We start from the raw sequence: 24,605 nt of genomic DNA, 5'->3' as shown, positions 1-24,605 counted from the left end.
GGGGCTTGCGCGCATCAGCGCAGACCCGGACAGCACATACGACATTCTGGCCGCAGCGCCATCAACCGGCCGGGGATCATTCGTAGTCCACACCGACCGGCACGGCGGCGGTGACGTCGCTGAGGCTCAGGCCGGACGCGTCGCGGAGAAGGCCGCTGATGCGGAGGCGGTCCCGGCCGGTCGAGTCCATCCGTGCAGTCAGGCTCGAGGTGATGTCGCCGGAATTGTCGCTGACGATGGTGAAGCTGTCGACGGTCAGGCCGCCCGGCTGGGCGAGGATGCTGTCCGGGAGGGTCACGCGATAGACGCGGCCGGGATCGCCGGTAATCCGGATCACGGCCTCGCCCGCCTTGGCCGTCACCGCGGCCTCGGCGCGGCTGCTCACCGGGCTGAAGCTCATGGGCTGGACGGAGGCGACGGTCAGGGGCCGCTCGATGGTGATCGAACCGCTGGCGACGGGGTGCGGCACACTCTCCTGCGCGAGCGCCGGAGCGGCGACGGCGAGCAGTATGGCGGCGAAGAACAGGGTGCGGCTCATCGGAAGGCGACCGTGACGGTGTAGGTGAATGTGTCGGTGCCGCTGTCGGACGCCGCCGCCAGCAACACGTCCATGCCGAGGACGAACGACGCCGAACGGTTCATGCCCAGCGGACGCAGGTCGAATACGAGGCTGGCTCCCTCCGCCGGCGCCAACGTCCGATAGGTGGCGCCGGTCAGGCTTCCGACGCGGAACCGGCTGATGCTGCCGTCGTCGGACGCTCCGGTCGCGGTGATGGTGACCCGCACGTCGTTGTTGTTGCAGGCCGAGCCCGTGCCGCAGCTGATCGTCACGGTGGGCGGCGTCACCGACGTGGTGCTGAGCCGGATCGCATTGCCGGATGTGCGCGTCACCACACCGGCGGTGCTGACAGAGAAGGTTGTCGCGGCGCTGCCCCGGACCACGCGCCCGATGACCGGCGAGGTCGCGGGCGTCCGGGTGACGCTGATCTGGGCCGATGTCGGGCCGGCGGCGAGCAGACCCAGCAACAGGGCCGCAGCGGCGATCAGGATGCGGGTCATTGGGCAGCCTCCGGGGCTTTGACGGCGACGAAGATATCGCCCCCACGCACGAAGCCGCCAGAGGGCGGCATGACGAGTTCCGGCGCGGCGGTGAGTTCCAGCCCCAGATCGCGGGCCTGATCGGGGTCGAGCTCGATGCGATAGCGGCCGGGACGCACTCCATCGACGAAGGCGACGCCGGCATGGTCGGTGCGCACCGCGATCGGATCGCCTTTGTCGGGGATGAGCCTCAGTTCGAGGGCGGCGAGGGTGCGGGCGGCGCCGTCGCGGCGCAGGCGGGCGGTGATCTCGACCTCGCCCGTGACCTGCAGGGGATAGTCGATGGTGGTCACGCGGCCGGGCCGCGGCACCGTCTGCACGACATCCGCCGAGCCGACGAGGAAGGGGTCGTCCAGTCCTTCGATATTGACGCGCATCCGGGCGCGGCCGCCGTCGCCGAGGCCCGTCGCCAGCACGCGGCCGTCGATTCCGGTGACCGCGCCGCCGGCGGGGGTCTCAAGCACGACGTTGGAAACCGGGGCCTCGTCCGCCTGACGACGTCCGTCGCCATTGGCGTCGACGAAGGCGTTGACCGCCACCAGACCCCCGCTCGACACGCCCGGACGGGTGAACCCGTAGCGCCGGCTGTATGGATCGAAGGCGAGGCCGAAGCCGAGCTGAACCCCGACCTGCCAGTCGCCGCGATCCGCCTCCCAGGCCGCCGTCAGGGCGATGTCGAAGCGATCGGCGCGGTAATGGCCCGACGCCTGAAGGGTGGTGGTCTTCTGGGCGCCGAGCGTACGGACGACGCCGAGCCGGACGGCGCGACGCTCGCTGATCTGGTAGTCGAGATTGGCGTAGGCGGTGTCGAGGCCTGCGTCGGGCGACAGCTCATAGCTCACCCCGCCGCGCAACTGGGCGCGCGCCGCGACCAAGGTCGCCACATCGAAGCTGCCGACGAGCCGATCCCGCCGCTCGAGGAGGGTCTTCTCGTTCTCATAGGCCAGAGCCGTGGAGAGGTAGTAGCGGTTTACCGGGGCCGAGGTGCGCATCTCGGCGGTGAACAGATCGGTCCCGTCCTCACGCTCCAGCCGGCGCATGTCGAGCGACAGGGGCAGGGTCAGCCAAGGCGCGACTTCCCACTGGGCGTCGGCCCGCAGGTCGCTGCTGCGCATCAGGGCCGCCGCTCCGAATCCCGGCTGGCGAGTCTCGTCGACGAAGCCGCCGCGATATTCGGAGTGACGGCCGACCAGTGACACCCCGAACGGCCGCGCCGCCAGGCCGAGGGTCGCGCCGGAGCCGCCCTCACTGTCGGCCGCAAGATCCAGCTGGGCCGCCAGACCGCCGAGCGACGCGCGCAGGCCCGCGGTTCCGATCGAGCGGGCCTCTCGACCCTGCGGTGTGTAGCGGGCGAAGCCGCCGCTTATCGTCACGGTCGAGCTGAGGCCGTAGTCGAACAGGGCCGCCACCCGCGCCTCGCCGGTGGAGGCGTCGGCGATCCGCTCGCCCACATCGAAGACCGGGATGTTCTGCTCGACGGCGCCGAAGCGGAACACCAGCTGCCCTCTGGCCGCCTGCCCTGCCCCGAAATTGACGCGGCGAACCTCCTCGCGGGTCTCACCTTGCGGCCCGTAGAAGACCAGCCGGATGGTGTTCAGCCCATAGGTCAGCGGCACATCGAGGAACTCATAGCGGCCCGCGGTCGCCGAGGCCTGCGTCGCCTGCAGCACCTCGTTGACGTACAGCTCGACATCCTCGCCGAGGGGCAGTTCGCCGCGCAGGTCCAGCGGCGTCGACAGGTCCAGCGCCTCGAGCGGCGCGGAGGTGTAGTAGACGCCCCGTCCGCCGAAGCTGCCCGCGCCCAGCGACATCGACGGCGTGAAGACATCGCCGGCCCCGGCGCGCGTACCGCCGAGCGGGCCGAGGGCGCGTCCGTCGGGATCCTTGCGCTCAAACAGCACCCGGACATCGTTCGGCGCGCCGTCCTGATCGGAGCCGACGAAGCCCTGGAAGCCGGTGTAGAGCAGATCGCCGGCCATGCGGACGTCATAGCCCTGCGTCTGGTTCGAGCCGTCCCGCGCGATCTGCCCGCCCAGATTGACGTCGAAGCTTGGCGCCGTGAACAGGGTATAGGGCGCCGGCGCCTCGAGCACCCGGACGTTCGCGGGCGCGCCGCCGAGCCCCGCCGCCCGCTGTTCCCGCGCCAGTCGCTGCTGGAACGGCAGGGGCTCCGTCGGCGCGACGGCCAGGGTCTGGGCGCTGACGTCGGCGCGCAGCCGGACCGGCAGCAGCAGCTCGATCAGGTCCAGCCGGAGGTAGACGTCACCGTCGTAGATCGCGGCCTGCCCCGCCTCGAAGCTGATCGTGCGGCCCCCGACGGTGGCCTGACGGCGGCGCAGATCGACCTGCAGTTCCCGGTCGCGCGAGCCCACCCAGCCCTCGGCGCGACTCTCGGCCGGAAAGACGCCGACGGCGAAGTCGAGCACGCGGGCGAACTCGCCCAGCGGCACGAACACGCCGCTCCGCGAGCTGTAGACATTCATCGTCTCGGCCAGCTGATAGCCGTCCGCCGTAACCTCCATGAACAGAAGGTCGTCCGGGCTGAACGGCTGTGGGTCGGCGGCCTGAACCAGACTGGCCACGACGTCCTGCGCCGGCGCGACCGACGGCGCGCCCAGCACCGACAGGCCGACGCCGGCTGCGGCCAGAAGGCGGGCCCGGCTCATGGGGCCGGGACGGCAGCCGTCGCGAGAGTGGCGCCCGGCCGGGTATCGTCGTCCTTGTAGACGACCCGGATCGGCTCGTCGGCGCCGACCGGCTCGGCGAAGGGCACGGCGACCGAGCGGCGCTCGATCTCGGGATAGACGGCCACGCCACGCAGGGCCCCGACAAGGCGTTCGCGCGCGCCCTGCCCAGCGTAGATCTCGACGTCGCCATAGACCGAGTTGGCGCCGAGCCGGACCAGGTCCAGCTGCACGCCGCCGTTGGGGGCCCCATCGGCCGCAGGGAGCCGTACCGGAGCGCCCACATCAGCGCGCACATCGACTTCGCCCTCGCGCACGATCAGGGGGATGCTGACGCTGAACAGGGCGACGATCTGCAGCGAGACCTCGTCCGCGCCGGCGGTCGCGGCCTGGGCGGCGGTGAAGCCGCTGTCCTCGGGCGGCAGGGCCGTGACGGTCAGGTGGGTGCGATACTCACCGGCCTCGCCGGTCGCCGGCGGGCGGAGCCGCAGACGGATGACCTGGCTCTCGCGCGGCTGGAGCGTCACCCGCCGGGGCGTATGCTGGATGTAGGCCGCGGCGGAGCGCGGCTGGGGTGCGTCGGGCGCATCAGAGACGGCGACGATCTGGCCGTCCGACTGCATCAGCCGGTCTACGAGTTCGACGGTATAAGTCGCCGGGGCGTCGCCCTGATTGAAGACATAGACCGAGGCGGACCGCTCGGAGCCGTCGAAGGTCACCCGGCGCGGCGAGATGTTCAGATCGGCGCCGACCTGGGCCGCGGCCGGTCCAGCCAGCGTCATGACGAGGGCGGCGAGTGCGACGGCGGCGGCTTTGAACATGATCGGTCCTGAACGCGGTACTGGAGGCGAGGCTAGCGCCGTTCGCCTCCAGACGGGTTAACCGGGCCGCCCTGTCAGGCGGCCCGGGCAGATGCAGGCGGCCTAGTTGTAGGCGGCCGAGACGGTGAAGGTGCCGGTGTAGGCGCCCGTCGCGGTGGTCGAGGCCACCGGCACGGTGCCGCCGACGCGGAAGGACATCGAACCGGCCGAGCCCAGCGCATTGCTGAGGGTCTGCGAGCCGGCGGCGCCGACCAGGTTGTTGGTGGTCGTGACGGTCAGGTTGTCGGTGCCGTTGGCCATGGTGAAGGTGGCCGGGATGGTGACGGAGATCGACTGGCCGCCTTCACCGTCGACGGTGAACTGGGCGGCTTGCGGCGTGTCGCCCGAGGCGAGGCCGACGACGCCGCCCGCCACGGTCCGGGCGCCGGCGGCGCTGACGGCGACGGTGCCCGCGCCGGTCGAGGGGCGAACGACGGTGCCGAACTTGAGGTCAGCGTTCTTGGTGATGGTCAGCGGGCGGATGACGGTGATCGAACCCGTCCCCGTAGTGGAGGCGGTCGACTGGGCCATGGCCGGGGCGGCGATGGCGGTGAGGGCGACGGCGGCGGCGGCGGCGAGGAACTTGTTCATGGGTGGCTCCGGGGTGATTGGCTGCGTTTCGGTGAGGGGCAAATGCTCCCGGCCGATCAGCCAGTCCACGTTGCGGTCCGCCAATAACGCCCAAATCGAACCAAAGTTATAGGTTTGAACCCAAGTATTCGAAGTCATATCTCCAAGTGTATCGGAATGAGACACCAACGGTACGCGATCACGGGTTGCTGTAAATACTTTGTTAACTAGCGCCGCCAACAGTGCCGCCCCAGAGGGGGCAAACGCCGTGCACCGACGCGGCTGGAGCCTTTAGATGCGCTGGATCGTCATGATCGTGGACGACCACCCGCTGGTCGGGGAGGCGTTCGAGCTCTCCATCCGCGCGGCCTACCCGCACATGGACGTGGGGCGGGTGACGTCGGCGGCGGACGCCGAGACCTACGCCCGGGCCAACGCAGCGCGGATCGCACTGGTCATGCTGGACCTGATGCTGCCCGACGCGACCGGCTTCAGCGCGCTGTTGCAGCTGCAGCAGATCCTGCCCGGCAAGCCCATCGCCATCGTCTCCGCCCGCGCGGACGCCCACTCGATCGCCATGGCGCGCACATTCGGGGTCGCGGCCTATCTCAGCAAATCCGCGCCGGTCAGCGAACTGGTCAACGCCGTCGGCGACATCCTGCGCGGCGAAGCGCCTTTCTCCGAGCCGGCGGAGGAGGCGCCCGCGGAGGCAAGCTTCCGCGACCAGCTGGCCAGCCTATCGGCGACCCAGCTTCGGGTGCTCGTGGCCATGGCCGACGGACGGCTGAACAAGCAGATCGCGGCGGAGATGGACATCACCGAGGGCACGGTGAAACAGCACGTCTCGGCCATCTTCCGAAAGCTGGCGGTCAACAACCGCACCCAGGCGATCCTCGCGATCCGCCCGTATCTGAACGATCTGGTCCGCGACTAGCCGGCGGCCTCCCGGAGCCGCTGCAGGAGCAGGTCCATCTGCGGCTGTTCCGGATGGCCTCCCGACGCGTAGCGGTCGTCGATCGCCAACGCCGCCTCTCCGAGGGCCGGATGGCCGAAGATGCCGGCCGAGCCGGCCAGATCGTGGACCGTGCGACGGATGTCGGCCGAATCAGGCTCCTCGGTCCACAGGCGCTCAAGCCGTTCCAGGTCTTCGGCGGCACGGAGGCGGAACCGCGCCTTCAGCGGCGCCAGCGGATCGGTCACGGCCGCTCCTGCGCCAGCAGGTCACGGACCTGCCGCGCCAGGGTCATGGGATCGAACGGCTTCACGATCACCCCGATGGCTCCAAGATCAATAAAGCGGCCATGCTCGTGCGCCTGCGCCCGGGCGGTCATGAAGATCACCGGTGTCGCCTCAAGGCCGGTCAGCTCACGGAGCTGCGCCAGCGTGCCCGGACCGTCCAGTCGCGGCATCATCACGTCCAGCAGGATCACATCGGGCCTCAACCCCCCACCGAGAATCTCCAGCGCCTCATCGCCCGAGGCGGCGGACCGCACCTCCACCTCCGGGTCCATCTCCAGCGACAGGGCCGCGACCTCGCGGATGTCGGGTTCGTCATCGACATGCAGTATCTTGAGCATCGGTCAGGGTCTCCTGTCGTCTGTCAAACGCCGGACGGTGCGGGTCAGCACCGTCAGCGAGGCGCGTGACTTGGTCAGCACGGCCTCGACCCGGTCGCCGAGCGCCGAGTCCATCTCCTGGGCCGAATAGACGATGACGGGGACCGTGCGGCCCTCCTCGTCCCCCATGTCAGCCAGAAGCTCCAGTCCGGAACCGTCGGGCAGACCCAGATCCAGAATGACCAGATCGGGCGTCATCCGGCCCAGCACGGCGCGCGCCTCGGCGAGACTGGCGGCCGGGGTGATGTCGGCCATGCCGGACAGGGCGGCGGCCGTGACCTCGAGGATGTCGCGGTCGTCGTCGACGTGCAGGATGTGCGCCCGGCGGTCGGAGCGGCGCTGGTCGATGGCGGCGACCGCCGCCCGCAGCCGGGACTGGTCGAACGGCTTCTCCATCCAGTCGACGACCTCAAGCGAGCGCCCGCGCGCCTTGCCCCTGGCCGTGTCGGCGGAGACTACGACGACCGGAATATCCCGGGTCTCCGGGTTCGACCGCAAGGCCCGGATCAGGGCAATGCCGCCGGCGTCCGGCAACTGCAGATCGACTAGGAGGGCCGCGTAGGTTCCTGTTCGCGCGGCGGCCAGAGCCTCCCGACCCGTCCCGACAATGTCGGTCGTGAAGCCGTCGTGTTGCAGCATTTCGCTGAGAATCTGCGCCGCGTCGGCGTCGTCCTCGACGATCAGCAGGCGGGGCTCTTCGCCGGCCGCGCGGACCGCCGGCTCGACCGCCAGTGGAAGATCGAGATGGAAGGTGGCCCCTTCCCCCTCCGCCGATTCAAACCAGAGCCGGCCGCCGTGCCGCTCGGCGATCTCACGTGCGATCACCAGCCCCAGGCCCGTGCCGCCGCGGGCCCGCGTGTCCGAGCCGTCGGCTTGGGCGAATTTGGAGAAGATGCGCGAACGGAAGGCGTCCGGGATACCCGGCCCCTGGTCGCAGACGCTGAGCCTCGCGATGCGGGTTTCCGGATCGACGGTGACCCGCACCTCACTACCCTCGGGCGAAAATTTGGCGGCGTTGGACAACAGGTTGGTCACCACCTGAATCAGGCGGTCGGCGTCGCCTCGAACCGGTGTCGGCGGACCTTCGGCGAGATCGAGCCTGACGCCCATTCCGTCAGCAAAGCCCTGCACCCCCTCGATCGAGCGCCGCGCGATGTCGCGCAGGTCGAGGGCGGACATGTCCAGCCTCATCTTGCCGGCCTCGATCTTCTCGATGTCGAGGATGTCATTGATCAGCCGCACGAGCCGCTGGCTGTTGGCGTGGGCGATCTGGATCAGCCGGCCGGCCTTCTCTGGCAGCGGGCCCGCGGCGCCGCCCGTCAGCAGGCCGAGCGATCCGGCGATCGAAGTCAGGGGGGTGCGCAGTTCGTGGCTGACGGTGGAGACGAACTCCTCCTTCATCTGCTCGACCCGGCGGCGTTCGGAGATGTCACGGACCACCGCGACCACATGGGTGCCGCTCTCCAGCTCCATCGGCCCCAGGGCGACGTCGACCGGGAAGGTGGTCCCGTCGCTCCGCCGCGCATCGACCTGACGGACCAGCCCGTTCTCGAGCAGGCCCTGCGAGGCGGTCAGACGGGACAGGAACGGTCCTACGCCGTCCGGCGCGACATCGACCAGCAGCGAGACATCGCGGCGCTCCAACTGACCGGCGCGATAGCCGAACATGCGTTCGGCGGCCTTGTTGAAGGTCTCGATGGTGCCACTGGGATTCAGGGTGATAATGGCGTCGATGGCGCCGTCGAAAATGGCCTGCTGCCGGGCCGCGACGGCGCGAATATCGGCCAGCATGGCCCGCCGGCTGTGCACATAACGCCAGGCCAGGAACGCGGAAGTCAGAACCGCGATCAACAGGGCGGCGAAGACCGCTGCAGCCAGCATTTCCGTCTGACGCGTGCGCGCTTCCGCCGCGGCGGAGTGACGGTCCAGTTGCGCCGCTTCCGCCCGGATCATCCTCGCCACGACGACACGGACATCGTCCATGACTATCTTGCCCTGTCCGCTGGCCACGACCGACATGGCTGCCTCGGCGCTGACATCCCGCCGGGCGACGATTCCGGACTCCATCAGCGTCAACTTGCGCGCGGCGAGAGACTTGAGCTCACGGAAATCCCGCTGTTGCTCCGGCTGATCGCTGAACATCTCCCCCAGACGATCCATCTGCCGGTCGAGGTCGCGAAGCGCCTCGTCGTAGGGTTGGAGAAACCGGTCGTCGCCTGTGATGACATAGCCGCGCTGGCCCGTCTCGGCGTCCTGAAGCAGCGAGAACACGCCCTGGATCTGCAGCCGGGTCTGGTAGGAGCGGTCGACTTCCGCCCGAACGGCGCGGCTGCTGCCGAACTCCTTGAGCAGTTCGAACCCGGTGAGGATCAGCACCGCAAGGATCAGCAGCAAGGCGGCGATCGCAAGAGCCCGTTTTCGCCGATCGCCTCGCAAGGATGTCATCTACAGGGTTCCGGGCGCCGCCAGCCGTCGGCGATCCGGGGTGGGCGCCGCGCACCCATGATGGGCTCTCCGGGGTTTCCAAAACATTCTGCAGCCGGCGTGAAACGCGGCCGTCCCAGAGGCGAGCTGCGCTTAGCGGATCGCTGCGGCTCCACCGCCGGCCGCGACAGCCTCGACCTCTGAGAGCGACGTCATGGCGTTGTCGCCCGGCGTCGTCATGGCGAGCGCACCGTGCGCCGCGCCCAGCTCGACGGCCGCCTGCGGTCCCCTGCCCGTCAGGAACGCCCATGCCATCCCGGAGACGAAACCGTCGCCGCCGCCGACACGGTCGAGGACGGCGATCTCCTTCACCGGCGCTTCGTAACGGAGCCCGCCCGCCCACAGCACGGCGCCCCAGCGGTTGACCGAGGCGGACAGCGGATCGCGCAGGGTGGCGGCGAACACCTTCACGTTCGGGAAGTCCGGAGCGACGCGCTGGACTAGCCGGTCGAACGGCGCGCTGTCGCAGGAGTCGGCGCGGGCGTCGTCGGACTGAACGCCGAGGCAGGACGCCCAGGCGTATTCGTCGCCGACGAGCACATCGACCAGCCCCGCGATCTCTCGATTGACCCGCCGGGCGGCATCCGGATCGGGATGGCTGGACCACAGGCTGGCCCGGTAGTTTAGGTCATAGCTGACGACCACCCCATGCTGCTTCGCTGCGCGGATGGCGGCCAGAGTCGTCTCCGCCGTGCTTTCCGACAGGGCCGCGAAGATGCCGCCGGTGTGCAGCCAGCGGACACCCTCGCCGCCGAACAGGGCGTCCCAGTCCACCTCCGCGGGGTGCATCTGCGAGGCCGCGGAATTGGCGCGGTCCGAGACGCCGAGGGCCGCGCGGACGCCGAAGCCCCGCTCGGTGAAGTTCAGGCCCATGCGGGTATTGCGGCCGACGCCGTCCGCCTCGCGCCAGAGGATGTGCGAAGTGTCGACGCCGCCCTGCAGGATCAGGTCCTCGCACAGGGCCCCCGGCTCGTTGCGCGGCAGGGCGGTCACCACAGAGGTCCGCAGGCCGAACGTCTTCCGCAGACCGCGAGCGACGTTGTATTCGCCCCCGCCCTCCCAGACCTGGAAGCTGCGGGCGGTGCGGATGCGGCCCTCGCCCGGGTCCAGGCGCAGCATCACCTCGCCGAGCGCGACACAGTCCCAGCGGCAGTCTTCGGCGCGGCGTAACGCCAGCAGGTCGGTCATTTCATCAGCGAGGGCAGCCACAGCGAAAGCGCCGGGATGAAAGTGACCAGCATCAGGACCGCCGCGCAAGCCAGCCAGAACGGCCAGATGCTTTTCAGAGCCCGCGTCATGGGTATGCCGGCGATGGCGCTGCCCACGAACAGGACCGAGCCGACCGGCGGGGTGATCAGTCCGATGCCGCAGTTGAGCAGCAGGATGACGCCGAACTGGACCGGATCGACGCCAAAGGCCTTGGCCACCGGCAGGAAGATCGGGGTGCAGATGATGATCAGCGGCGCCATGTCCATGAAGGTGCCGAGGATCAGCAGGATGACGTTGATCAGCAGCAGGATCAGGATGGGATTGTCGGTCAGGGCCTGCAGCAGGCTGACCATCATGGTCGGAACCTGCAGATAGGCCATCAGCCAGCCGAAGGCGCCGGCGCAGCCGATGATGAACAGCACCATGCCCGAGGTCCGCGCCGCTCCCACACAGGCTGCCTTGAACGCGGTCCAGGTCATGTGGCGATAGATCAGGCCGGTGACGACGGTGGCGTAGACCACGGCGATCGAGGCGCTCTCCACGGCGGTGAAGACCCCGGCGCGGATGCCGCCGAAGATGATGCCGACCAGCAGCAGGCCCGGTATGGCCGCGACCAGCCGGGTCGCCACCGCGCCGAAACCGGGGAAGGGCTCCGCGGCATAGCCTCGCCTGCGGGCCACGACATAGGCGGTGACCATCAGGGCGGCCGCCAGCATCAGGGCCGGCAGAATGCCCGCAGCGAACAGGTCGGAGATCGACACCCCGCCTCCGGCCGCGGCGGAATACAGGATCATGTTGTGCGACGGGGGCACCAGCAGGGCCACCAGCGCCGCTGAGATGGTGACGTTGACCGCGTAATCCGCCTCATAGCCCCGCTTCTGCATCTGCGGGATCATGGTGCCGCCGATGGCCGAGACGTCGGCGATTGCGCTGCCCGACACGCCGCCGAACAGGGTCGAGCCGACGACGGTGACCTGTCCCAGACCGCCCCGGACGTGACCGACCATTGAGGACGCGAGGGCGATCATCCGGTCCGACAGGCCGCCCTTCATCATCAGTTCGCCGGTGAAGATGAACAGCGGAATGGCCAGCAGGGCGACCGAGGTGATGTCTGACCCCATCTGCTGGAACACCACGATCGGCGGCAGGGCCAGGTAGAGGACGGTCGCCAGCGTCGCCGCCAGCAGGGAGAAGGCGACAGGAACGCCGATGGCCAGAAGGATGGCAAGCAGGCCGAAGAGGATGACGTATTCCATGCTCAGTCCTCCGCCCCGGCGACCGCTTCCGGCGCGAGATAGTCTCCGGTCAGCAGCCGCTCGACGGCGAACAGCAGGATCAGCGCGCCGCCGACGCACAGGCCGGCGAACTTCAGACCCGACGGCAGGGGCGCCCCCGCCATGGCGACCGGCCATTCGTCGACCACCAGCGTCCCGCCCAGCACCATCAGGCCTGCCCCCGACGCGGCAGCGATCAGCCGCGAGAGCGACTTGAGCAGCCAGCGGCCTCGCTCGGGCGCCGCGTCACGGAAGGTCTGGAAGGCAAAATGGGTCTCGCGCCGCACAGCCACGGCCGCGCCGAACATCACGGCGAAACTCATCAGCAACAGGGCCAGCGGCTCGGTCCAGCCGGGGCTGTCGTTCAGCACATAGCGGGCGAAGACCTGCCAGGCCTGCACCAGCGCCATGCCCACGAGCGCCGCGCCGGCCAGTCCCATGACGAGACCCGCCAGGGCGTCGAGGGCGCGGACGGGTCCGCGTCGGGGTTCAGACATTCGGGCCCTCCCTGAGCGCCGAGGTTTGCGCGGTCGTTCAGGCGACCGCTGCGATACGTTTGTGGAGCGCGCGCAGGCGCGGCTCGGCAAGATATTTGTCCAGCACCGGACGGACGGTGGCGGCAAAGGCGGCCTTGTCGACTTCGGACACCTGCACCCCGGAGGCGAGCACCGTCTCGCGGGCCTTGGCCTCGCGCTGGTCCCACTCCACGCGCATCAGGGGCACCGAGCGGCGGGCGACGTCGCGAACGAGGTCCTGATCCGCCTTGCTCAACCGCTCCAGACTGGCCTTCGACATCAGCAGGGCGTCCGGCGAGAAGGAGTGCTCCGTCTGGCTCCAGTGGCGGGCGACCTCGAACTGGCGGCTCGACTGATAGCTGGGCCAGTTGTTCTCGGCCCCGTCGATCAGATGAGTCTGCAGCGACGAGAACACGGCGCCAAAGGTCAGCGGCGTCGGATTGGCGCCCATGGCCCGGATTGAGTCGAGGAAGATGTCGGACTGCGGAGCCCGCATCTTCAGCCCGCGCAGATGCCCCGGCTCGATGACCGGGTGGCGCACATTGTAGAAGCAGCGCGGCGCGGCGTCGTAATAGGCCAGTCCGACAAGGCCCCGGTGCTCGAAGACGTTGAGCAGTTCGGTGCCGATCTCGCCGTCGACCACGGCACGCACGTGCCCAACCGAACGGAACACATAGGGCAGCGCCAGCAGACGGGTCTCGGGGAAGGCGTTGTTCAGGGCGGCCACGGCGACACGGCAAATATCGACGGCCTGAAAACGGGTCAGGCCAATGGAATCGTCCTCGGTGCCGAGCTGGCCCGCCGGAAACTGGCGCACGCCCAGCCGACCATCGGTCAGGCGGCCGAGCTCTTCGCCCATCCATTTGACGGCCGTGACGGTCGGATAATCCGCGGGGTGGACGTCAACGGCGTTGAACACGGTCTGTCCATTCGCCGCCTGCCGCGGCGCGCAGGCCGAGAGACCGGCGAGGCCCGCGAATCCGGCGAGCCCGAGCGTTCTGCGCGTAAGGCTCACGACGGCTCTCTCCCTGCGGAAACGGCGACGCATTCGATGCGTCCGTCGGGACCGAAGTCCGCAACCGCCGACTGGCCGGCGAGGATGTCGTGCACGCCTGTCGCCGCGCCGGTCGAGATGAGCTGCCCCGCCTCCAGCCGCCGTCCGCGACGGTGCAGCAGATTGAGCAGGAAGGCGAGGGAATCGAGCGGGCCACCGGGGATCGACGCGGCCCCGCCCCGGCCGACGACCGCCCCGTCGATGCTCATGGAGCAGGTCAGTCCAGCGAGCCGATCCCGCCAGTCGGCGATCTCCGCCCCGAGGATCAGGCCGGCGTTGTTGCCGAAGTCCGAGGCGGTCACCGCCGGCCCGTGATCGTTGATGCCGGCAAACGGGCTGCCCGCGATCTCGACGCCGGTGAACACGCGCGCGACCAGCGGGGCCACGCTGTCCGCCGTCCAGCCATCGCGGTCGGGCGCGGTCTCTCCGAGCTCGAGAAGATATTCGGCTTCCACGGCCGCGAAGCCGCCATCGATGACACGGAAGGGCGTCGGCGCAGCGCCGGCGGTCCAGACAGCCTTCGAGAAGATCGGTCCCGCCAACCGTCCTGCGCCGAAGCGGGCGTCGTGCGGCGCGTTGATCCGGCCAAGTTTCCAGCCGGCGACGTCGTCCGGCCATGCGGCGATGGCCTCGTCCTGAATCGCATAGGCGGCGTCCATTGAGCCCGGCTGAACACCCGGGTAGGACGCAACCGCACGCCCGGCGCGGCGGGCGTCCACGAAGGCGCGCGCGATCGGCGAACCGCTTGAATTGTCGTGTGCGTGGCTCACGCCGCCTCCCTGTTACGCCAGACATTGCGCAGGAAGGAAACCGGTGTCAATTTGAATCCGGCGGCGCTCCAGTGGCGGCGCCCATGATGAAGGTCGCGGCCACAGGCGACCCTGTGACAGGATGGAAACATGACCCTCGCCCGCATCGCGGCCGTCGCCGCCGCCCTCGCGCTCCCCCTCGCCTTTCCCATGGTCGGAGTGGCGCAGACGCCCGCCCCCGCCGCGGCAGAAGCTGGTCTGCCGGCCTTCCCGGGAGCCCAAGGCTGGGCGGCGAGAACCATCGGCGGGCGCGGCGGCGAGATCATCCGCGTCACAAATCTGAACAGCGAGGGACCCGGCTCCCTGCGCGCGGCCATCGAAGCCGATGGTCCCCGGATCGTGGTGTTCGAGGTGGGCGGAGTCATCGACCTGAACCGCAAGACGCTGAAGATCGCCAACCCCTTCATCACCATCGCGGGCCAGACCGCCCCCTCGCCCGGCATCACCCTGATCCGGGGCGGCATGGACATCGGCGGCCACGACGTGATCGTGCAGCACATCCGCATCCGTCCCGGCTCGGCCGGTCAGGAGTGGATGAGCGGCTGGGACGAGGACAGCATCTCCACCCAGACGGCGTACAACGTCATTGTCGACCACTGCAGCCTCGAATGGGGCACTGACGAGAATCTGTCGGCGTCCGGCCCCCGCTTCACCGGCTCCACCCCGGAAGAATGGCGCGCCGGGACCAGCCACGACATCACCTTCTCCAACAACATTGTCGCCGAGAGCCTCGCCTACGCCAGCCATTCGAAGGGCGAGCACTCCAAGGGTTCGCTGATCCACGACAACGTCACCGGACTGCTGATCGTCGGCAACCTGTACGCCCACAACTACGAGCGCAGCCCCCTGTTCAAGGGCGGGGTGCACGGCGTCATCGCCAACAACCTGATCTACGATCCCGGTCCGCGCGCCATTCACTACAACCTCGCGCCGGAGGAGTGGCTGAACCATCCCTACGAGGTCGGCAAGATGACCGTCGTCGGCAACGTCCTGCGCGCCGGCCCCTCCACGCCGACCGACCGCCTCGCCTTCATGATGATCGGCGGCGCGGGCGACGTGGAATTCTACGGCCGCGACAATATCGCCGTTGATCAGGTCGGCGAGCCTCTGCGGATGTTCGGCCGCTACACCACCGCCCCGGCGCGGATCATCGAGACCCGCCGTCCGCCCGTCTGGTGGGACGGCCTGACGCCCATTCCGGCGGAGCAGGTGCAGGTCTCCGTCCTGTCGCAGGCCGGCGCCCGCCCCTGGGACCGCGACATGCGCGATGTCTTGCTGATCGCCGAGGTGGCCGAGGGCCGGGGCGAGATCATCGACAACGAACGGGAGGTCGGCGGCTATCCGGCGATCGTCGAGGCGACCCGCAAGCCGTTCAATCCGGACGACTGGGACCTGCGCTTCATGACGCCCCTGCGCGACGAGGTGCTGGACCGTCCGGCCCAGCGGCGCGGCACCTGAGCGGCGCTGACAGAGGGCGCGCTTCCGTCTAAGGACAGCGTTCGATCAGAGAGACCGCGCGTGAACGAGACCAAACGGACGGGCGGCAAGCCCGCGACCATCAACGACATCGCTCGCCTCGCCGAGGTGTCGAAGAAGACCGTCTCGCGGGTCATCAACAATTCGCCCTTCGTCAAGGAAGAGACCCGCAAGCGCGTCCAGGCCGTCATCGCGGAGCACGGCTTCACCCCCGATCCGCAGGCGCGGGGGCTCGCCTTCCGCCGATCGTTCCTGGTCGGGATGATCTACGACAACCCCAGCCCGAACTACGTCGTCAACATGCAGCAGGGGGTGCTGGACGGGGTGCGCGGCTCCGGCCTCGAACTGGTGGTCCACCCTTGCAACCGGGCCTCGGACACCTTCCTCGAGGAGGTGCGCGGCTTCGTCGTGCGCCAGAAGCTGTTCGGGGTCGTGATGCCGCCCTCGGTTTCCGAGGACGACCGCGTCATCGCAATCCTCAGGGACGCCGACTGTCCCTATGTCCGCATCGCTTCGGTGTCGCTGGACGAGCCCGCCTGCATGGTTGTGACCCACGACAGCCGCGGCGCGGCCCAGGCCGCCCGGCACCTCGCCGAGTTGGGCCACCGGCGCATCGCCTTCATCTCCGGCCCCGACAGTTTCCGGTCCTCGCACGAGCGGGGCGCGGGTTTCCGTGACGGGCTCGCCGAGCACGGTCTGAAGCTCGAGGACGCCTATGTCCGGCAGGGCGCCTATACCTTCGAATCCGGCGTCGAGGCGGCCAACAGCCTGCTCGCCATGCCGGAGCCGCCGACCGCCATCTTCGCCGGCAACGACGAGATGGCGATCGGGGTCATGAAGGCGGCTCGAGACGCCGGCCTCGATGTGCCGCGCGACCTCTCCATCGTGGGCTTCGACGACCTGCCGATGGCCTCGCGCGTCTGGCCGAACCTGACCACCGTCCGCCTGCCGATCCGCGACATGGGCCGGATGGCCGCCGAGAAGCTGACCGCCGGCCTGCGCGGACTGGACCCCGCCACGCTGGTCCAGCCCGAGGTCGATCCCTCGCTCGTGGTGCGCGACTCGACGGCGGCGCCGACCCGGTAACCCTCAAGCCGGCGAGCCGCGAGTGGAGACCGCCTCGATCAGCCGCTTCGCCGCCACCATCGCCCCCTGATCGGACATCCGGACCGACACGGCCGTCGCTCGCGCCTGCATTTCGGGCGACAGGGCGGCGTCGAGCGCCGCGGACAGCGACTCCGGCGTCGGAACCGCACCCTCGTGCGCCACCCCCACGCCAAGCCCGGCGACCCGCTTGGCCCAGAAGGGCTGGTCCACGATCTGGGGCACGATGACTTGGGTGGCCCCAGCGCGCGCGGCCGCCGTCGTGGTGCCGGCCCCGCCGTGGTGCACCGCGGCAGCCACGCGACTGAACAGGGCCTGCTGGTTGACCTCCCCCACGACGAAGCAGTCATCGCGGGACTCGATCGGCGCGCTGTCGGCCCAGCCGCTGGCGAGGACGACCCGATAGCCCTTGGCTCTGACCGCTTCGATCGCGGTCTGCGCCGCCGCCCGGGTGGTCGGCAGGGCGATGCTGCCGAAGCCGACATAGACCGGCGGCGTGCCCGCGTTCAGGAAGGCCCTCAGATTCGCCGGCAGTGGCCGATGGTCCGGAAGGATCCATGCGCCGGTCTGGACGGGGTCGCTCATATCGGTCGGCTCCCAAGGCCACAGCACCGGGTCGGCGGCGAGCAGGGACCGGCGGGTGAGGACATGGTCCCGGACATTCTCGACCGGCGACAATCCCACCGCGACGCGCTGCGCATTGGTCGCCTCGCCGAACAGGGCGTCCATGTGCTCCGCGTTCAGCGCCCACAACTGCCTCGCATCGGTGATTTCGGGCGGCAGGGGATAGCCGGGTCGCGGAAACGGGCTGTGATGATGCGACGGCAGGGTCAGCGGACAGAAGGCGACCTGTGCGTAGTGGAGGCCCAGCCTGTCGGCCACGCACCACGCGGCGGCAGTGGACGGAAACAGTCCCGTAGCCACGATCGCGTCGCATCCGGCGGCGGCGGCGGAAATCGCCTCGTACTGCGCCGGTATCATGATCGCGGCCAGCTCCGGCAGCGGCCGAGGCGCCTTGCGGGCCTCGTCGATCCACTGGCGAACCGGCATGAAGGCGGGCGCGAACTCCACTCCAGCCCGGGCGAGAAGATCCACGAACTCCTGATCCGCCGGGGCGCATACGACGGCGTCCGCGCCCTCCGCCTTCAGCGCCAACGCGAGTGCGGCCAAGGGTTCGGTGTCGCCTCGCGACCCGTAGGTCGACAGCAAGAAACGCATTTGATCCCCCTCTTCCGCTGAGGGTGCCGCAGTCTGCGGATAAAAAGTCCGCGCGCCATTCTTGAACGAAACTGTTTCGCGCCCAAATCAGAACTGCCCGGAAGCGACGAGGTGCTCTGGAGCACCCCCAAACCGACATAACGCCCTCGCCCGCCGCGCCTTGCTCCGCGTCATGACACCGGTTACCTAGACGACGCGCTTCGACCCGGACAAGGTGATCTCCATGTACTGCAAGACCTATCACGCGACCCATCCGGACATGATGGACGGCGTCACCAACGACCAGCTGCGCGACCGCTATCTGATCGACGGCCTGTTCGCCGCGGGCGAGATCAGGCTGCACTACACCCACTACGAGCGGTTCGTGATCGGCGGCGTGCAGCCCGGCGGAGCCACCGTAAAACTGCCCGACCAGACCGAGCCGGCCTCGGCCGCGGGCCACCCGTTCCTCGAGCGGCGCGAGCTGGGCGTCGTCAACGTCGGCGGAACAACTGGCACGGTCACCGTCGACGGTCAGGCCTATACGCTGGCCGCCAACGACGGCCTCTACATCGCCATGGGGTCGAAGGCGGTCACCTTCGTCGGCGACACGCGCTTCTATCTGGCGTCGACCCCGGCCCACGCCCGCTACGAGACGAAGCATATCTCGCTCAGCCAGGCCGTGCCGCTCGAGCGGGGCGCGCTGGAGACGTCGAATGAGCGGACCATCTACCAGTACATCGTCCCGGCGACCTGCCAGTCGTGCCAACTGCTGCTGGGCCTGACGATCCTGAAGACCGGCAGCGTCTGGAACACCATGCCGCCGCACCTGCACGATCGCCGGTCCGAGGTCTATTTCTACTTCGGCCTGTCCGACAACGACCGGGTCTATCACTTCATGGGGGAGCCGGGCGCGCAGCGGCATATCGTGGTCGCCGATAGCGAGGCGGTGGTGTCGCCCCCGTGGTCGATCCACATGGGCTCGGGCACGTCAAACTACACCTTCATCTGGGCGATGGGCGGCGAGAACCTCGATTACACCGACATGAACGTCCTCGACATCTGCCAGCTGAAATGAGCCCCTTCGACCTCAGCGGCCGCAAGGCCCTCGTCACTGGCGCCAACACCGGACTCGGTCAGGCCATCGCCGTCGGCCTCGCCGAGGCGGGTGCGGATATCGTCGCGGTCGGCCGTTCGGCCCCGACGGAGACGGCCGAACTCGTGGCCGCGGCCGGTCGGGCGCTGCACGCCATTCCCGCCGACCTGTCTTCGACCGCCCCCATCGCCGATGTGGTGGCCCGGGCGGTTGAGGCCGTCGGAGCGATCGACATTCTGGTCAACAACGCCGGCATCATCCGCCGCGCCGACAGCCTCGATTTCACCGAGGAAGACTGGGACGCGGTCATTGATACCAATCTGAAGACCGCCTTCTTCCTCTCGCAGGCGGTGGCGCGGACATGGGTCGGCGCCAACCGCGGCGGCAGGATCATCAACATCTGCTCAATGCTGAGCTTCCAGGGCGGCATTCGTGTGCCCTCCTATACCGCGTCGAAAAGCGGTCTGGCCGGGCTGACCCGCCTGCTGGCCTGCGAATGGGCGGGCAAGGGGATCAACGTCAACGGCATCGCGCCCGGCTATTTCGCCACCAACAACACGGAGGCCCTGCGGGCTGACGAGACGCGGAACCGCGATATCCTCGCCCGCATACCCGCCGGCCGTTGGGGCGATCCGGCGGACCTGAAAGGCGCGGCGGTGTTTCTGGCTTCGGACGCCGCCGCCTACGTCCACGGCACGATCCTTCCCGTCGACGGAGGCTGGCTCGCCCGCTAGCCAGCCCATCCGGCTGTGCCGTACGGAACCATGGCGACGGGGGGCGGTTCGACAGGTCCCAATGTCGTGAAGCCAACTTATGATTCCCCGCCCCTACCCCGCCGGTTGCCCCCCAAAGTGAAAGAGCTCATCGCTGAGGCCGTCAGCGAGCGGGACCTCGCCCGCCGCGAAGGTCTGCTCAAGCTTGCCGATCAGTGGATCGACATCGCCCGCCGCCGCGAGGACGAGCGGGTCACCGCCCTGCCAACGCGTTCAGCCAGTCTTCGAGATTCGTGAAACCATCGCCGTCGGGATCGGCGGCGCCGTCCGCCGGATTCGACGGGTCGAGGGACTTGGCCCGCTCCCAGTTGTCAGGGAGGCCGTCGCCGTCGCTATCTTCCCACGGACGCCCGGCCTCGAGTTCGGGCCAGCCGCCGACCTGCGCCTGACTGTCGATAATGCGGCCGCTGCGTCCGCGAACGCCTGAGACGATCCGCTCGTCTGCGGAGTCGCGAGGACTCGCACCGGCCTGATCCAGTACCCGGTTCACGACCTCCTCCGGCGAGTGACCGGCTGCCTCGGCCCATTCGGGTCGCGCCGGCAGCCGATAGCCCGGTCGATCACTCTCCCGAACGAGGCTCCACGGATCTCCGGGGACGACGCCGTCCATGGCGTTGTCCGCGAACCACGCCCGGGCCAGCGGGTTCGATTCCTCGAACGCCCACAGGCCCCCGGAGTCCGGTCCGGGCAGGTAGGCGTTACCGTCGAAGGCATAGGTCGACAGGCTCTCCGTGTCCGCATTGTAGCCGGCATGCGAACCGCCCCAGTCGTAGAAGACGTTGGAGCGGAACTCGAAGAGCGGGCCGACCGGATCCGCGGCAGGCGGATTGTAGTTGCCCGGTCGCGGCATCCGCGCCCGGTGCGCCGCCCACAGATTGTGATGGAAGGTCATGCGCGCGCCGTGACCACCCCGGACCAGCGACCCGTAGCCGTGATCGCCCTTCGCGTGGCCCGAGGCGTTCAGGGCCTCCGCGATCACCGACCACTGCACCGTCACATCGTAGATTCCGCGCTCCGGCGGATCGTACCGGCTGCCCACCGACAGGGTCTCGTCCACCGACCATGAGGCGGAGACATGGTCCAGGATGATGCGCCGTCCGCGCTCTATCGAGATCGCATCCGCCTCGACTCCGCTCTCGTCTCCGAGCCGCGAGCGGATGTGGCGGATGACGACGTCGTCCGCGGCAATGACCAGTGGATGGTCGCGCAGGGTGATCCCGCCGCCGGGCGCGGTCTGCCCGGCGATGGTGATCCGCCCCCGCCGGACGGTCAGGGGCGTGGCGAGCCGGATCGTCCCGCCAATGTCGAAGACGACGGTGCGTGGGCCCTCGGCCTCCACCGCCGCCCTCAGGCTTCCGGACCCGGCGTCGTTCAGGTTCGTGACCCGCCAGACGGCCCCTCCCCGCCCGCCTTCCGCGTAACGCCCCGCGCCTTCAGCCCCCGGGAAGGCGAGCGTCTGGCCGCGCGCCGCCACGGGGTGTGCCCACAGCGACACGCATAGCGCCGTTACCGCAGCGCTTGTGGCGGCTTTGTGTCGAAGCGGCCTTGCGAAAACGCGGATCATCGGGTTACGCTCTCAATTGCTACCGGTGTCAGGGCGCATCTCGCGCGAAGATGACACCGGTGTCAAACGGGAAGGCCAGCAAGGACCCGCCCGCAAAAATCGATAGACCGGGGTCACTCCGGCGTCCTGTATGCCCATTGGGAGGAGGCATATGATGCAAGCCATTCAGTCGGGGCCGCGCGCCCTGCGTCGCACCCTGTTCGCCGGAGCCTCGGGCCTGGCGGTCGCCCTTTCACTCGGAGTGGGGGCCGCCGCGGCCCAGACCGCGCCCCAGGATCCGCAGGAGGGCCCGACCCAGGTCGACGAAATCATCGTCACCGGGTTCCGCGCCAGCCTCAGCGCCAGCCTCGACGCCAAGCGGCGCGAGACCAATGTCGTCGACGTCATTGTCGCCGAGGACATCGCCGACTTCCCCGACCTCAACCTGGCCGAGTCGATCCAGCGCGTGCCGGGCGTCGCCATCGACCGCGACGCCGGCGAGGGCCGCTCGATCACTGTTCGCGGACTGGGGGCTGACTTCACCCGCACCCGTATCAACGGCATGGAAGCCCAAGCCACGGCCGGCGGCACGGACTCTTCCGGCGGCGCCAACCGCGGCCGCGGCTTCGACTTCAACGTCTTCGCCTCCGAACTCTTCCAGAGCATCACCGTCCGCAAGACGGCCGCCGCCGAAACCGAGGAAGGCTCGCTGGGCGCGACCGTCGACCTGCAGGCCTCGCGCCCGTTCGACTATCGCGGCGCCACCGCCGCCCTCTCCGTGCAGGGGGGCTACAACGACCTGTCGGAAACCTGGAGCCCGCGCACCGCTCTGCTGCTCAGCAACACCTTCGGTCAGAACGACGAGTTCGGGGCCCTGGTGTCCGTGGCCTACAGCGAGCGCGACTCGCTGGAAGAAGGTTTCAGTTCGGTCCGCTGGGCCCCGGCCGCCGCGCCGGGCAGCGGCAACAGCGGCGGCTTCTGCAGCCCCTTCGACTATGACGTCGATCCCACGACGGCCGGCATCCAGCGCAATCCCTCGTCTGGCAACGGCGCCAGCGCGACCAACTGCGCCACCGGCGTGCTCCGGCCGACCAATACGGCGTCCAACAATGCCGCCTTCGCCCTCGCCAATGATCCCAACGTCTTCATTCCCCGCCTGCCGCGCTATGGCCGGTTGAGCCACACGCAGGAGCGTCTTGGCGTCACGGGCGCTTTCCAGTGGCGTCCCGCCGACACGACCCTATTCTCGCTCGACGTTCTGTATTCCAAGCTCGACGCCACACGCCAGGAAGACTTCCTCGAAGCCCTGTCGTTCAGCCGCAACGCGGCCGCCGGCGGCCAGACCCAGATCGGCGTCCGTGACGCCGTCGTCGAAAACAACATGCTGGTCTACGGCCTGTTCGACAACGTCGATGTCCGCTCGGAAAGCCGCTTCGACGTGCTGTCCACCGAGTTCCTGCAGGTCAGCCTGACGGCCCAGCACGACTTCAGCGATCGCCTGCGCGGCAGCTACTATTTCGGTCGGGCGGAATCGAATTTCGACAACCCGATCCAGACCACGGTCACCCTCGACCGGTCCAACACCCAGGGCTATTCGTGGGACTTCCGGGGAAATCCGGACGCGCCGGTCATCAACTACGGCTTCGACGTCACCGATCCGGCCAACTGGCAGTGGCGCCCCTCGACCGCAGCGGTTCCCCGCTCGGAAATCCGCCTGCGCCCGAACGGCGTCGATACCGTCTTCGATTCGGCGCAGGCCGACCTCGAGTATGACGCCCAGGAGTGGTTGACGGTGAAGACCGGGGTCAACTGGAAGAGCTACGACTCGACCTCCTTCGACTTCCGCCGCACGGACGAGACGGTGGTGCCGGCGCTGCCGCCCGGCGTGACCGTGGCGGACATCTCGAACCTGCTGACCGGCTTTGGCACGAACCTGATCCCCGGCGGCACGGACAGCTCGTGGCTGCGCCCCGACCTGAACGCGATCGCCGATCTGTTCGACATCTACTGCAACTGCGACACCGGCGTGCCGGGCGGCGACTTCCGCCTGACCAGCATCACCAACGGCAACGCGCGGGGCGGCAACCGGAGCATCCACGAAGAAGATCTGGCCTTCTATCTCCAGGCCGACTTCAATCTGGACCTGTTCAGCATGCCGGTCCGCGGCAACGTCGGCGTCCGCCAGGTGACGACGTGGCTCGAAGCCGAAGGCTACAGCTCGACCGGCGGCGGCACACTTGTCCAGGGCGAGAACGAGTACACCGACACCCTGCCCTCGCTGAACCTGACCTTCGAGCCGGTCGAGGACCTGCTGATCCGCTTCGGCGCGGCCAAGGTCATGGCCCGGCCGCAGATCGGCAACACCCTGGCAGGCACCAACTATCTGGTTCCGACGACGTCGCTGGCGGCGTCAGGTCCGAACTTCACGGCCTCGATCGGCAATGTGAAGCTGGAGCCGTTCCGGGCCAATACCTACGACCTCAGCGTGGAATGGTATTTCGCCGAGGAAAGCCTGCTGTCCTTCGCCTACTTCTACAAGGACATCGACACCTACATTCAGATCCTGCGTCAGGACCTGCCCTACACCGCCCTGACCGCACTGAACCCGTCCGCCTTTGCGCCGGGCTTCTGCAGCGGCGCCTGCTCGCCAACCACGATCTTCCAGCTGACCGCCGCGGTGAACACCGAAGGCGGCCCGCTTAAGGGGTTCGAGGTCAGCTACCAGCAGCCCTTCCGCTTCCTGCCGGGTCCGCTCGGCAACACCGGGGTTCAGCTGAACTACACCCACGTCGAATCCGAGATCGACTACTGCGCCAATGCCCTGTGCACGGCCTTCCAGACCGACGACCTGATCAATCTGTCGCCGCAGTCGTGGAACGCCACCCTCTACTACGAGGACGACAAGTTCTCGGCGCGGGTCTCGGCGGCGTCGCGTGACGGCTACATCCAGAACGTCCCGGGCCGGAACGGCAACCAGGTCGAGGGCAAGAAGGAGACGCTGAACATCGACGCCTCCGCCTCGTATCAGCTGACCGACCAGGTCGAGGTGACCTTCGAGGCGCTGAACCTGACCGACGAGGAGAACCATCAGTTCGTCGGCGATGGCGCGGATCGCGAAAGCACCTCCGTGTATCACCACACCGGCCGCCAGTATTTCATCGGCGCCCGCTACCGCTTCTGACCTCTCCGAAAACGGAAAGGGGGCCGCGTGACAGCGCGGCCCCCTTTTTTTGTCCCTGGTCT

Annotated in this window: 21 protein-coding genes; 6 read left to right on the top strand and 15 right to left on the bottom strand. The window is 68.7% G+C overall.

Annotated elements, in window-relative coordinates; all coding sequences use genetic code 11:
* Window positions 1-76: 76 nt before the first annotated feature.
* From GGQ87_RS09815 to GGQ87_RS09795, 5 genes are all read right to left on the bottom strand, one after another.
* Window positions 77-538: a DUF4402 domain-containing protein gene (locus GGQ87_RS09815; RefSeq protein ID WP_168046991.1), complete on the bottom strand. Its 462-nt coding sequence runs from the start codon at window positions 536-538 to the stop codon at window positions 77-79.
* On the bottom strand, window positions 535-1,059 hold the full coding sequence (locus tag GGQ87_RS09810; protein ID WP_168046989.1) for a hypothetical protein: 525 nt from the start codon (window positions 1,057-1,059) through the stop codon (window positions 535-537). The genes GGQ87_RS09815 and GGQ87_RS09810 overlap by 4 nt, the downstream gene beginning before the upstream one ends.
* The gene (locus GGQ87_RS09805; protein ID WP_168046987.1) at window positions 1,056-3,764 is read right to left on the bottom strand and encodes a hypothetical protein; all 2,709 of its coding nucleotides are present in this window, start codon (window positions 3,762-3,764) and stop codon (window positions 1,056-1,058) included. Before GGQ87_RS09805 ends, GGQ87_RS09810 begins: the two co-directional genes overlap by 4 nt.
* Window positions 3,761-4,603, bottom strand: coding sequence for a fimbrial biogenesis chaperone (locus tag GGQ87_RS09800; RefSeq protein ID WP_168046985.1), 843 nt, complete (start codon window positions 4,601-4,603; stop codon window positions 3,761-3,763). Before GGQ87_RS09800 ends, GGQ87_RS09805 begins: the two co-directional genes overlap by 4 nt.
* A 102-nt stretch (window positions 4,604-4,705) precedes the next feature.
* Window positions 4,706-5,233, bottom strand: a complete 528-nt coding sequence (locus GGQ87_RS09795; protein ID WP_168046983.1) for a DUF4402 domain-containing protein — start codon at window positions 5,231-5,233, stop codon at window positions 4,706-4,708.
* Between the two features lie 274 nt (window positions 5,234-5,507).
* Here GGQ87_RS09795 and GGQ87_RS09790 point away from each other — a divergent pair, with 274 nt between their 5' ends.
* Window positions 5,508-6,146, top strand: a complete 639-nt coding sequence (locus tag GGQ87_RS09790) for a LuxR C-terminal-related transcriptional regulator (protein WP_168046981.1) — start codon at window positions 5,508-5,510, stop codon at window positions 6,144-6,146.
* Here the strand turns inward: GGQ87_RS09790 and GGQ87_RS09785 are convergent.
* The 8 genes from GGQ87_RS09785 to GGQ87_RS09750 all read right to left on the bottom strand — a co-directional run bounded on the left by GGQ87_RS09785 (window position 6,143) and on the right by GGQ87_RS09750 (window position 14,134).
* Window positions 6,143-6,412: an Hpt domain-containing protein gene (locus GGQ87_RS09785; RefSeq protein ID WP_168046979.1), complete on the bottom strand. Its 270-nt coding sequence runs from the start codon at window positions 6,410-6,412 to the stop codon at window positions 6,143-6,145. The two genes, GGQ87_RS09790 and GGQ87_RS09785, sit on opposite strands and share 4 nt — an antisense overlap.
* Window positions 6,409-6,789 (bottom strand): response regulator, encoded by a 381-nt coding sequence (locus GGQ87_RS09780; protein WP_168046977.1) that lies wholly within the window; start codon window positions 6,787-6,789, stop codon window positions 6,409-6,411. Before GGQ87_RS09780 ends, GGQ87_RS09785 begins: the two co-directional genes overlap by 4 nt.
* A 3-nt stretch (window positions 6,790-6,792) precedes the next feature.
* Window positions 6,793-9,222: a CHASE3 domain-containing protein gene (locus GGQ87_RS09775; RefSeq protein WP_168046975.1), complete on the bottom strand. Its 2,430-nt coding sequence runs from the start codon at window positions 9,220-9,222 to the stop codon at window positions 6,793-6,795.
* A gap of 183 nt (window positions 9,223-9,405) precedes the next feature.
* Entirely contained in the window at window positions 9,406-10,500 is a 1,095-nt protein-coding gene (locus GGQ87_RS09770; RefSeq protein WP_168046973.1) for a sugar kinase, read from the bottom strand.
* A complete protein-coding gene (locus GGQ87_RS09765) occupies window positions 10,497-11,777 on the bottom strand; it encodes a TRAP transporter large permease (RefSeq protein ID WP_168046971.1) in 1,281 nt (426 codons plus the stop codon). Before GGQ87_RS09765 ends, GGQ87_RS09770 begins: the two co-directional genes overlap by 4 nt.
* Before the next feature lie 2 nt (window positions 11,778-11,779).
* Window positions 11,780-12,292, bottom strand: a complete 513-nt coding sequence (locus GGQ87_RS09760) for a TRAP transporter small permease (protein WP_209282432.1) — start codon at window positions 12,290-12,292, stop codon at window positions 11,780-11,782.
* Window positions 12,293-12,329: 37 nt separating this feature from the next.
* Window positions 12,330-13,325, bottom strand: coding sequence for a TRAP transporter substrate-binding protein DctP (locus GGQ87_RS09755; protein ID WP_209282431.1), 996 nt, complete (start codon window positions 13,323-13,325; stop codon window positions 12,330-12,332).
* Window positions 13,322-14,134 (bottom strand): 2-keto-4-pentenoate hydratase, encoded by an 813-nt coding sequence (locus GGQ87_RS09750; protein ID WP_168046967.1) that lies wholly within the window; start codon window positions 14,132-14,134, stop codon window positions 13,322-13,324. Before GGQ87_RS09750 ends, GGQ87_RS09755 begins: the two co-directional genes overlap by 4 nt.
* Before the next feature lie 129 nt (window positions 14,135-14,263).
* Here GGQ87_RS09750 and GGQ87_RS09745 point away from each other — a divergent pair, with 129 nt between their 5' ends.
* Both GGQ87_RS09745 and GGQ87_RS09740 read left to right on the top strand, forming a co-directional pair.
* Window positions 14,264-15,631, top strand: coding sequence for a pectate lyase family protein (locus GGQ87_RS09745; RefSeq protein ID WP_168046965.1), 1,368 nt, complete (start codon window positions 14,264-14,266; stop codon window positions 15,629-15,631).
* A gap of 60 nt (window positions 15,632-15,691) precedes the next feature.
* Complete coding sequence (locus tag GGQ87_RS09740; RefSeq protein WP_168046963.1) at window positions 15,692-16,735, top strand: substrate-binding domain-containing protein; 1,044 nt, start codon at window positions 15,692-15,694, stop codon at window positions 16,733-16,735.
* A gap of 3 nt (window positions 16,736-16,738) precedes the next feature.
* On the opposite strand, the gene GGQ87_RS09735 is transcribed toward GGQ87_RS09740, so the two are convergent.
* Complete coding sequence (locus GGQ87_RS09735; protein ID WP_168046961.1) at window positions 16,739-17,971, bottom strand: glycosyltransferase; 1,233 nt, start codon at window positions 17,969-17,971, stop codon at window positions 16,739-16,741.
* Between the two features lie 223 nt (window positions 17,972-18,194).
* Between GGQ87_RS09735 and kduI the strand changes: the two genes are divergently transcribed.
* Together kduI and kduD are read left to right on the top strand one after the other, a co-directional pair.
* Window positions 18,195-19,028 carry a 5-dehydro-4-deoxy-D-glucuronate isomerase gene (gene kduI / locus GGQ87_RS09730; RefSeq protein ID WP_209282430.1) on the top strand — a complete coding sequence of 278 codons (834 nt, stop codon included), beginning with the start codon at window positions 18,195-18,197 and terminating at the stop codon, window positions 19,026-19,028.
* Window positions 19,025-19,780, top strand: a complete 756-nt coding sequence (gene kduD, locus GGQ87_RS09725; protein WP_168046959.1) for a 2-dehydro-3-deoxy-D-gluconate 5-dehydrogenase KduD — start codon at window positions 19,025-19,027, stop codon at window positions 19,778-19,780. The genes kduI and kduD overlap by 4 nt, the downstream gene beginning before the upstream one ends.
* 232 nt (window positions 19,781-20,012) lie before the next feature.
* Here the strand turns inward: kduD and GGQ87_RS09720 are convergent, their stop codons facing one another.
* Window positions 20,013-21,314, bottom strand: coding sequence for a pectate lyase family protein (locus GGQ87_RS09720; protein ID WP_342448339.1), 1,302 nt, complete (start codon window positions 21,312-21,314; stop codon window positions 20,013-20,015).
* A 220-nt stretch (window positions 21,315-21,534) separates the two neighbouring features.
* On the opposite strand from GGQ87_RS09720, the gene GGQ87_RS09715 reads away from it, so the two are divergent.
* Window positions 21,535-24,543 carry a TonB-dependent receptor gene (locus GGQ87_RS09715; protein ID WP_209282429.1) on the top strand — a complete coding sequence of 1,003 codons (3,009 nt, stop codon included), beginning with the start codon at window positions 21,535-21,537 and terminating at the stop codon, window positions 24,541-24,543.
* The last annotated feature ends 62 nt before the right edge of the window (window positions 24,544-24,605 follow it).

Source organism: Brevundimonas alba, assembly GCF_011927945.1.
In the GTDB taxonomy this organism is placed as follows: domain Bacteria; phylum Pseudomonadota; class Alphaproteobacteria; order Caulobacterales; family Caulobacteraceae; genus Brevundimonas; species Brevundimonas alba.
This window is presented reverse-complemented; position numbering and strand designations above follow the sequence as displayed.

What these genes read in the sequence shown, in the direction of transcription:
- GGQ87_RS09815 (WP_168046991.1), bottom strand. Translation starts at nt 538, where the DNA reads ATGAGCCGCACCCTGTTCTTCGCCGCCATACTGCTCGCCGTCGCCGCT.
- GGQ87_RS09810 (WP_168046989.1), bottom strand. Translation starts at nt 1,059, where the DNA reads ATGACCCGCATCCTGATCGCCGCTGCGGCCCTGTTGCTGGGTCTGCTC.
- GGQ87_RS09805 (WP_168046987.1), bottom strand. Translation starts at nt 3,764, where the DNA reads ATGAGCCGGGCCCGCCTTCTGGCCGCAGCCGGCGTCGGCCTGTCGGTG.
- GGQ87_RS09800 (WP_168046985.1), bottom strand. Translation starts at nt 4,603, where the DNA reads ATGTTCAAAGCCGCCGCCGTCGCACTCGCCGCCCTCGTCATGACGCTG.
- GGQ87_RS09795 (WP_168046983.1), bottom strand. Translation starts at nt 5,233, where the DNA reads ATGAACAAGTTCCTCGCCGCCGCCGCCGCCGTCGCCCTCACCGCCATC.
- GGQ87_RS09790 (WP_168046981.1), top strand. Translation starts at nt 5,508, where the DNA reads ATGCGCTGGATCGTCATGATCGTGGACGACCACCCGCTGGTCGGGGAG.
- GGQ87_RS09780 (WP_168046977.1), bottom strand. Translation starts at nt 6,789, where the DNA reads ATGCTCAAGATACTGCATGTCGATGACGAACCCGACATCCGCGAGGTC.
- GGQ87_RS09770 (WP_168046973.1), bottom strand. Translation starts at nt 10,500, where the DNA reads ATGACCGACCTGCTGGCGTTACGCCGCGCCGAAGACTGCCGCTGGGAC.
- GGQ87_RS09765 (WP_168046971.1), bottom strand. Translation starts at nt 11,777, where the DNA reads ATGGAATACGTCATCCTCTTCGGCCTGCTTGCCATCCTTCTGGCCATC.
- GGQ87_RS09760 (WP_209282432.1), bottom strand. Translation starts at nt 12,292, where the DNA reads ATGTCTGAACCCCGACGCGGACCCGTCCGCGCCCTCGACGCCCTGGCG.
- GGQ87_RS09745 (WP_168046965.1), top strand. Translation starts at nt 14,264, where the DNA reads ATGACCCTCGCCCGCATCGCGGCCGTCGCCGCCGCCCTCGCGCTCCCC.
- GGQ87_RS09735 (WP_168046961.1), bottom strand. Translation starts at nt 17,971, where the DNA reads ATGCGTTTCTTGCTGTCGACCTACGGGTCGCGAGGCGACACCGAACCC.
- kduI (WP_209282430.1), top strand. Translation starts at nt 18,195, where the DNA reads ATGTACTGCAAGACCTATCACGCGACCCATCCGGACATGATGGACGGC.
- kduD (WP_168046959.1), top strand. Translation starts at nt 19,025, where the DNA reads ATGAGCCCCTTCGACCTCAGCGGCCGCAAGGCCCTCGTCACTGGCGCC.
- GGQ87_RS09715 (WP_209282429.1), top strand. Translation starts at nt 21,535, where the DNA reads ATGATGCAAGCCATTCAGTCGGGGCCGCGCGCCCTGCGTCGCACCCTG.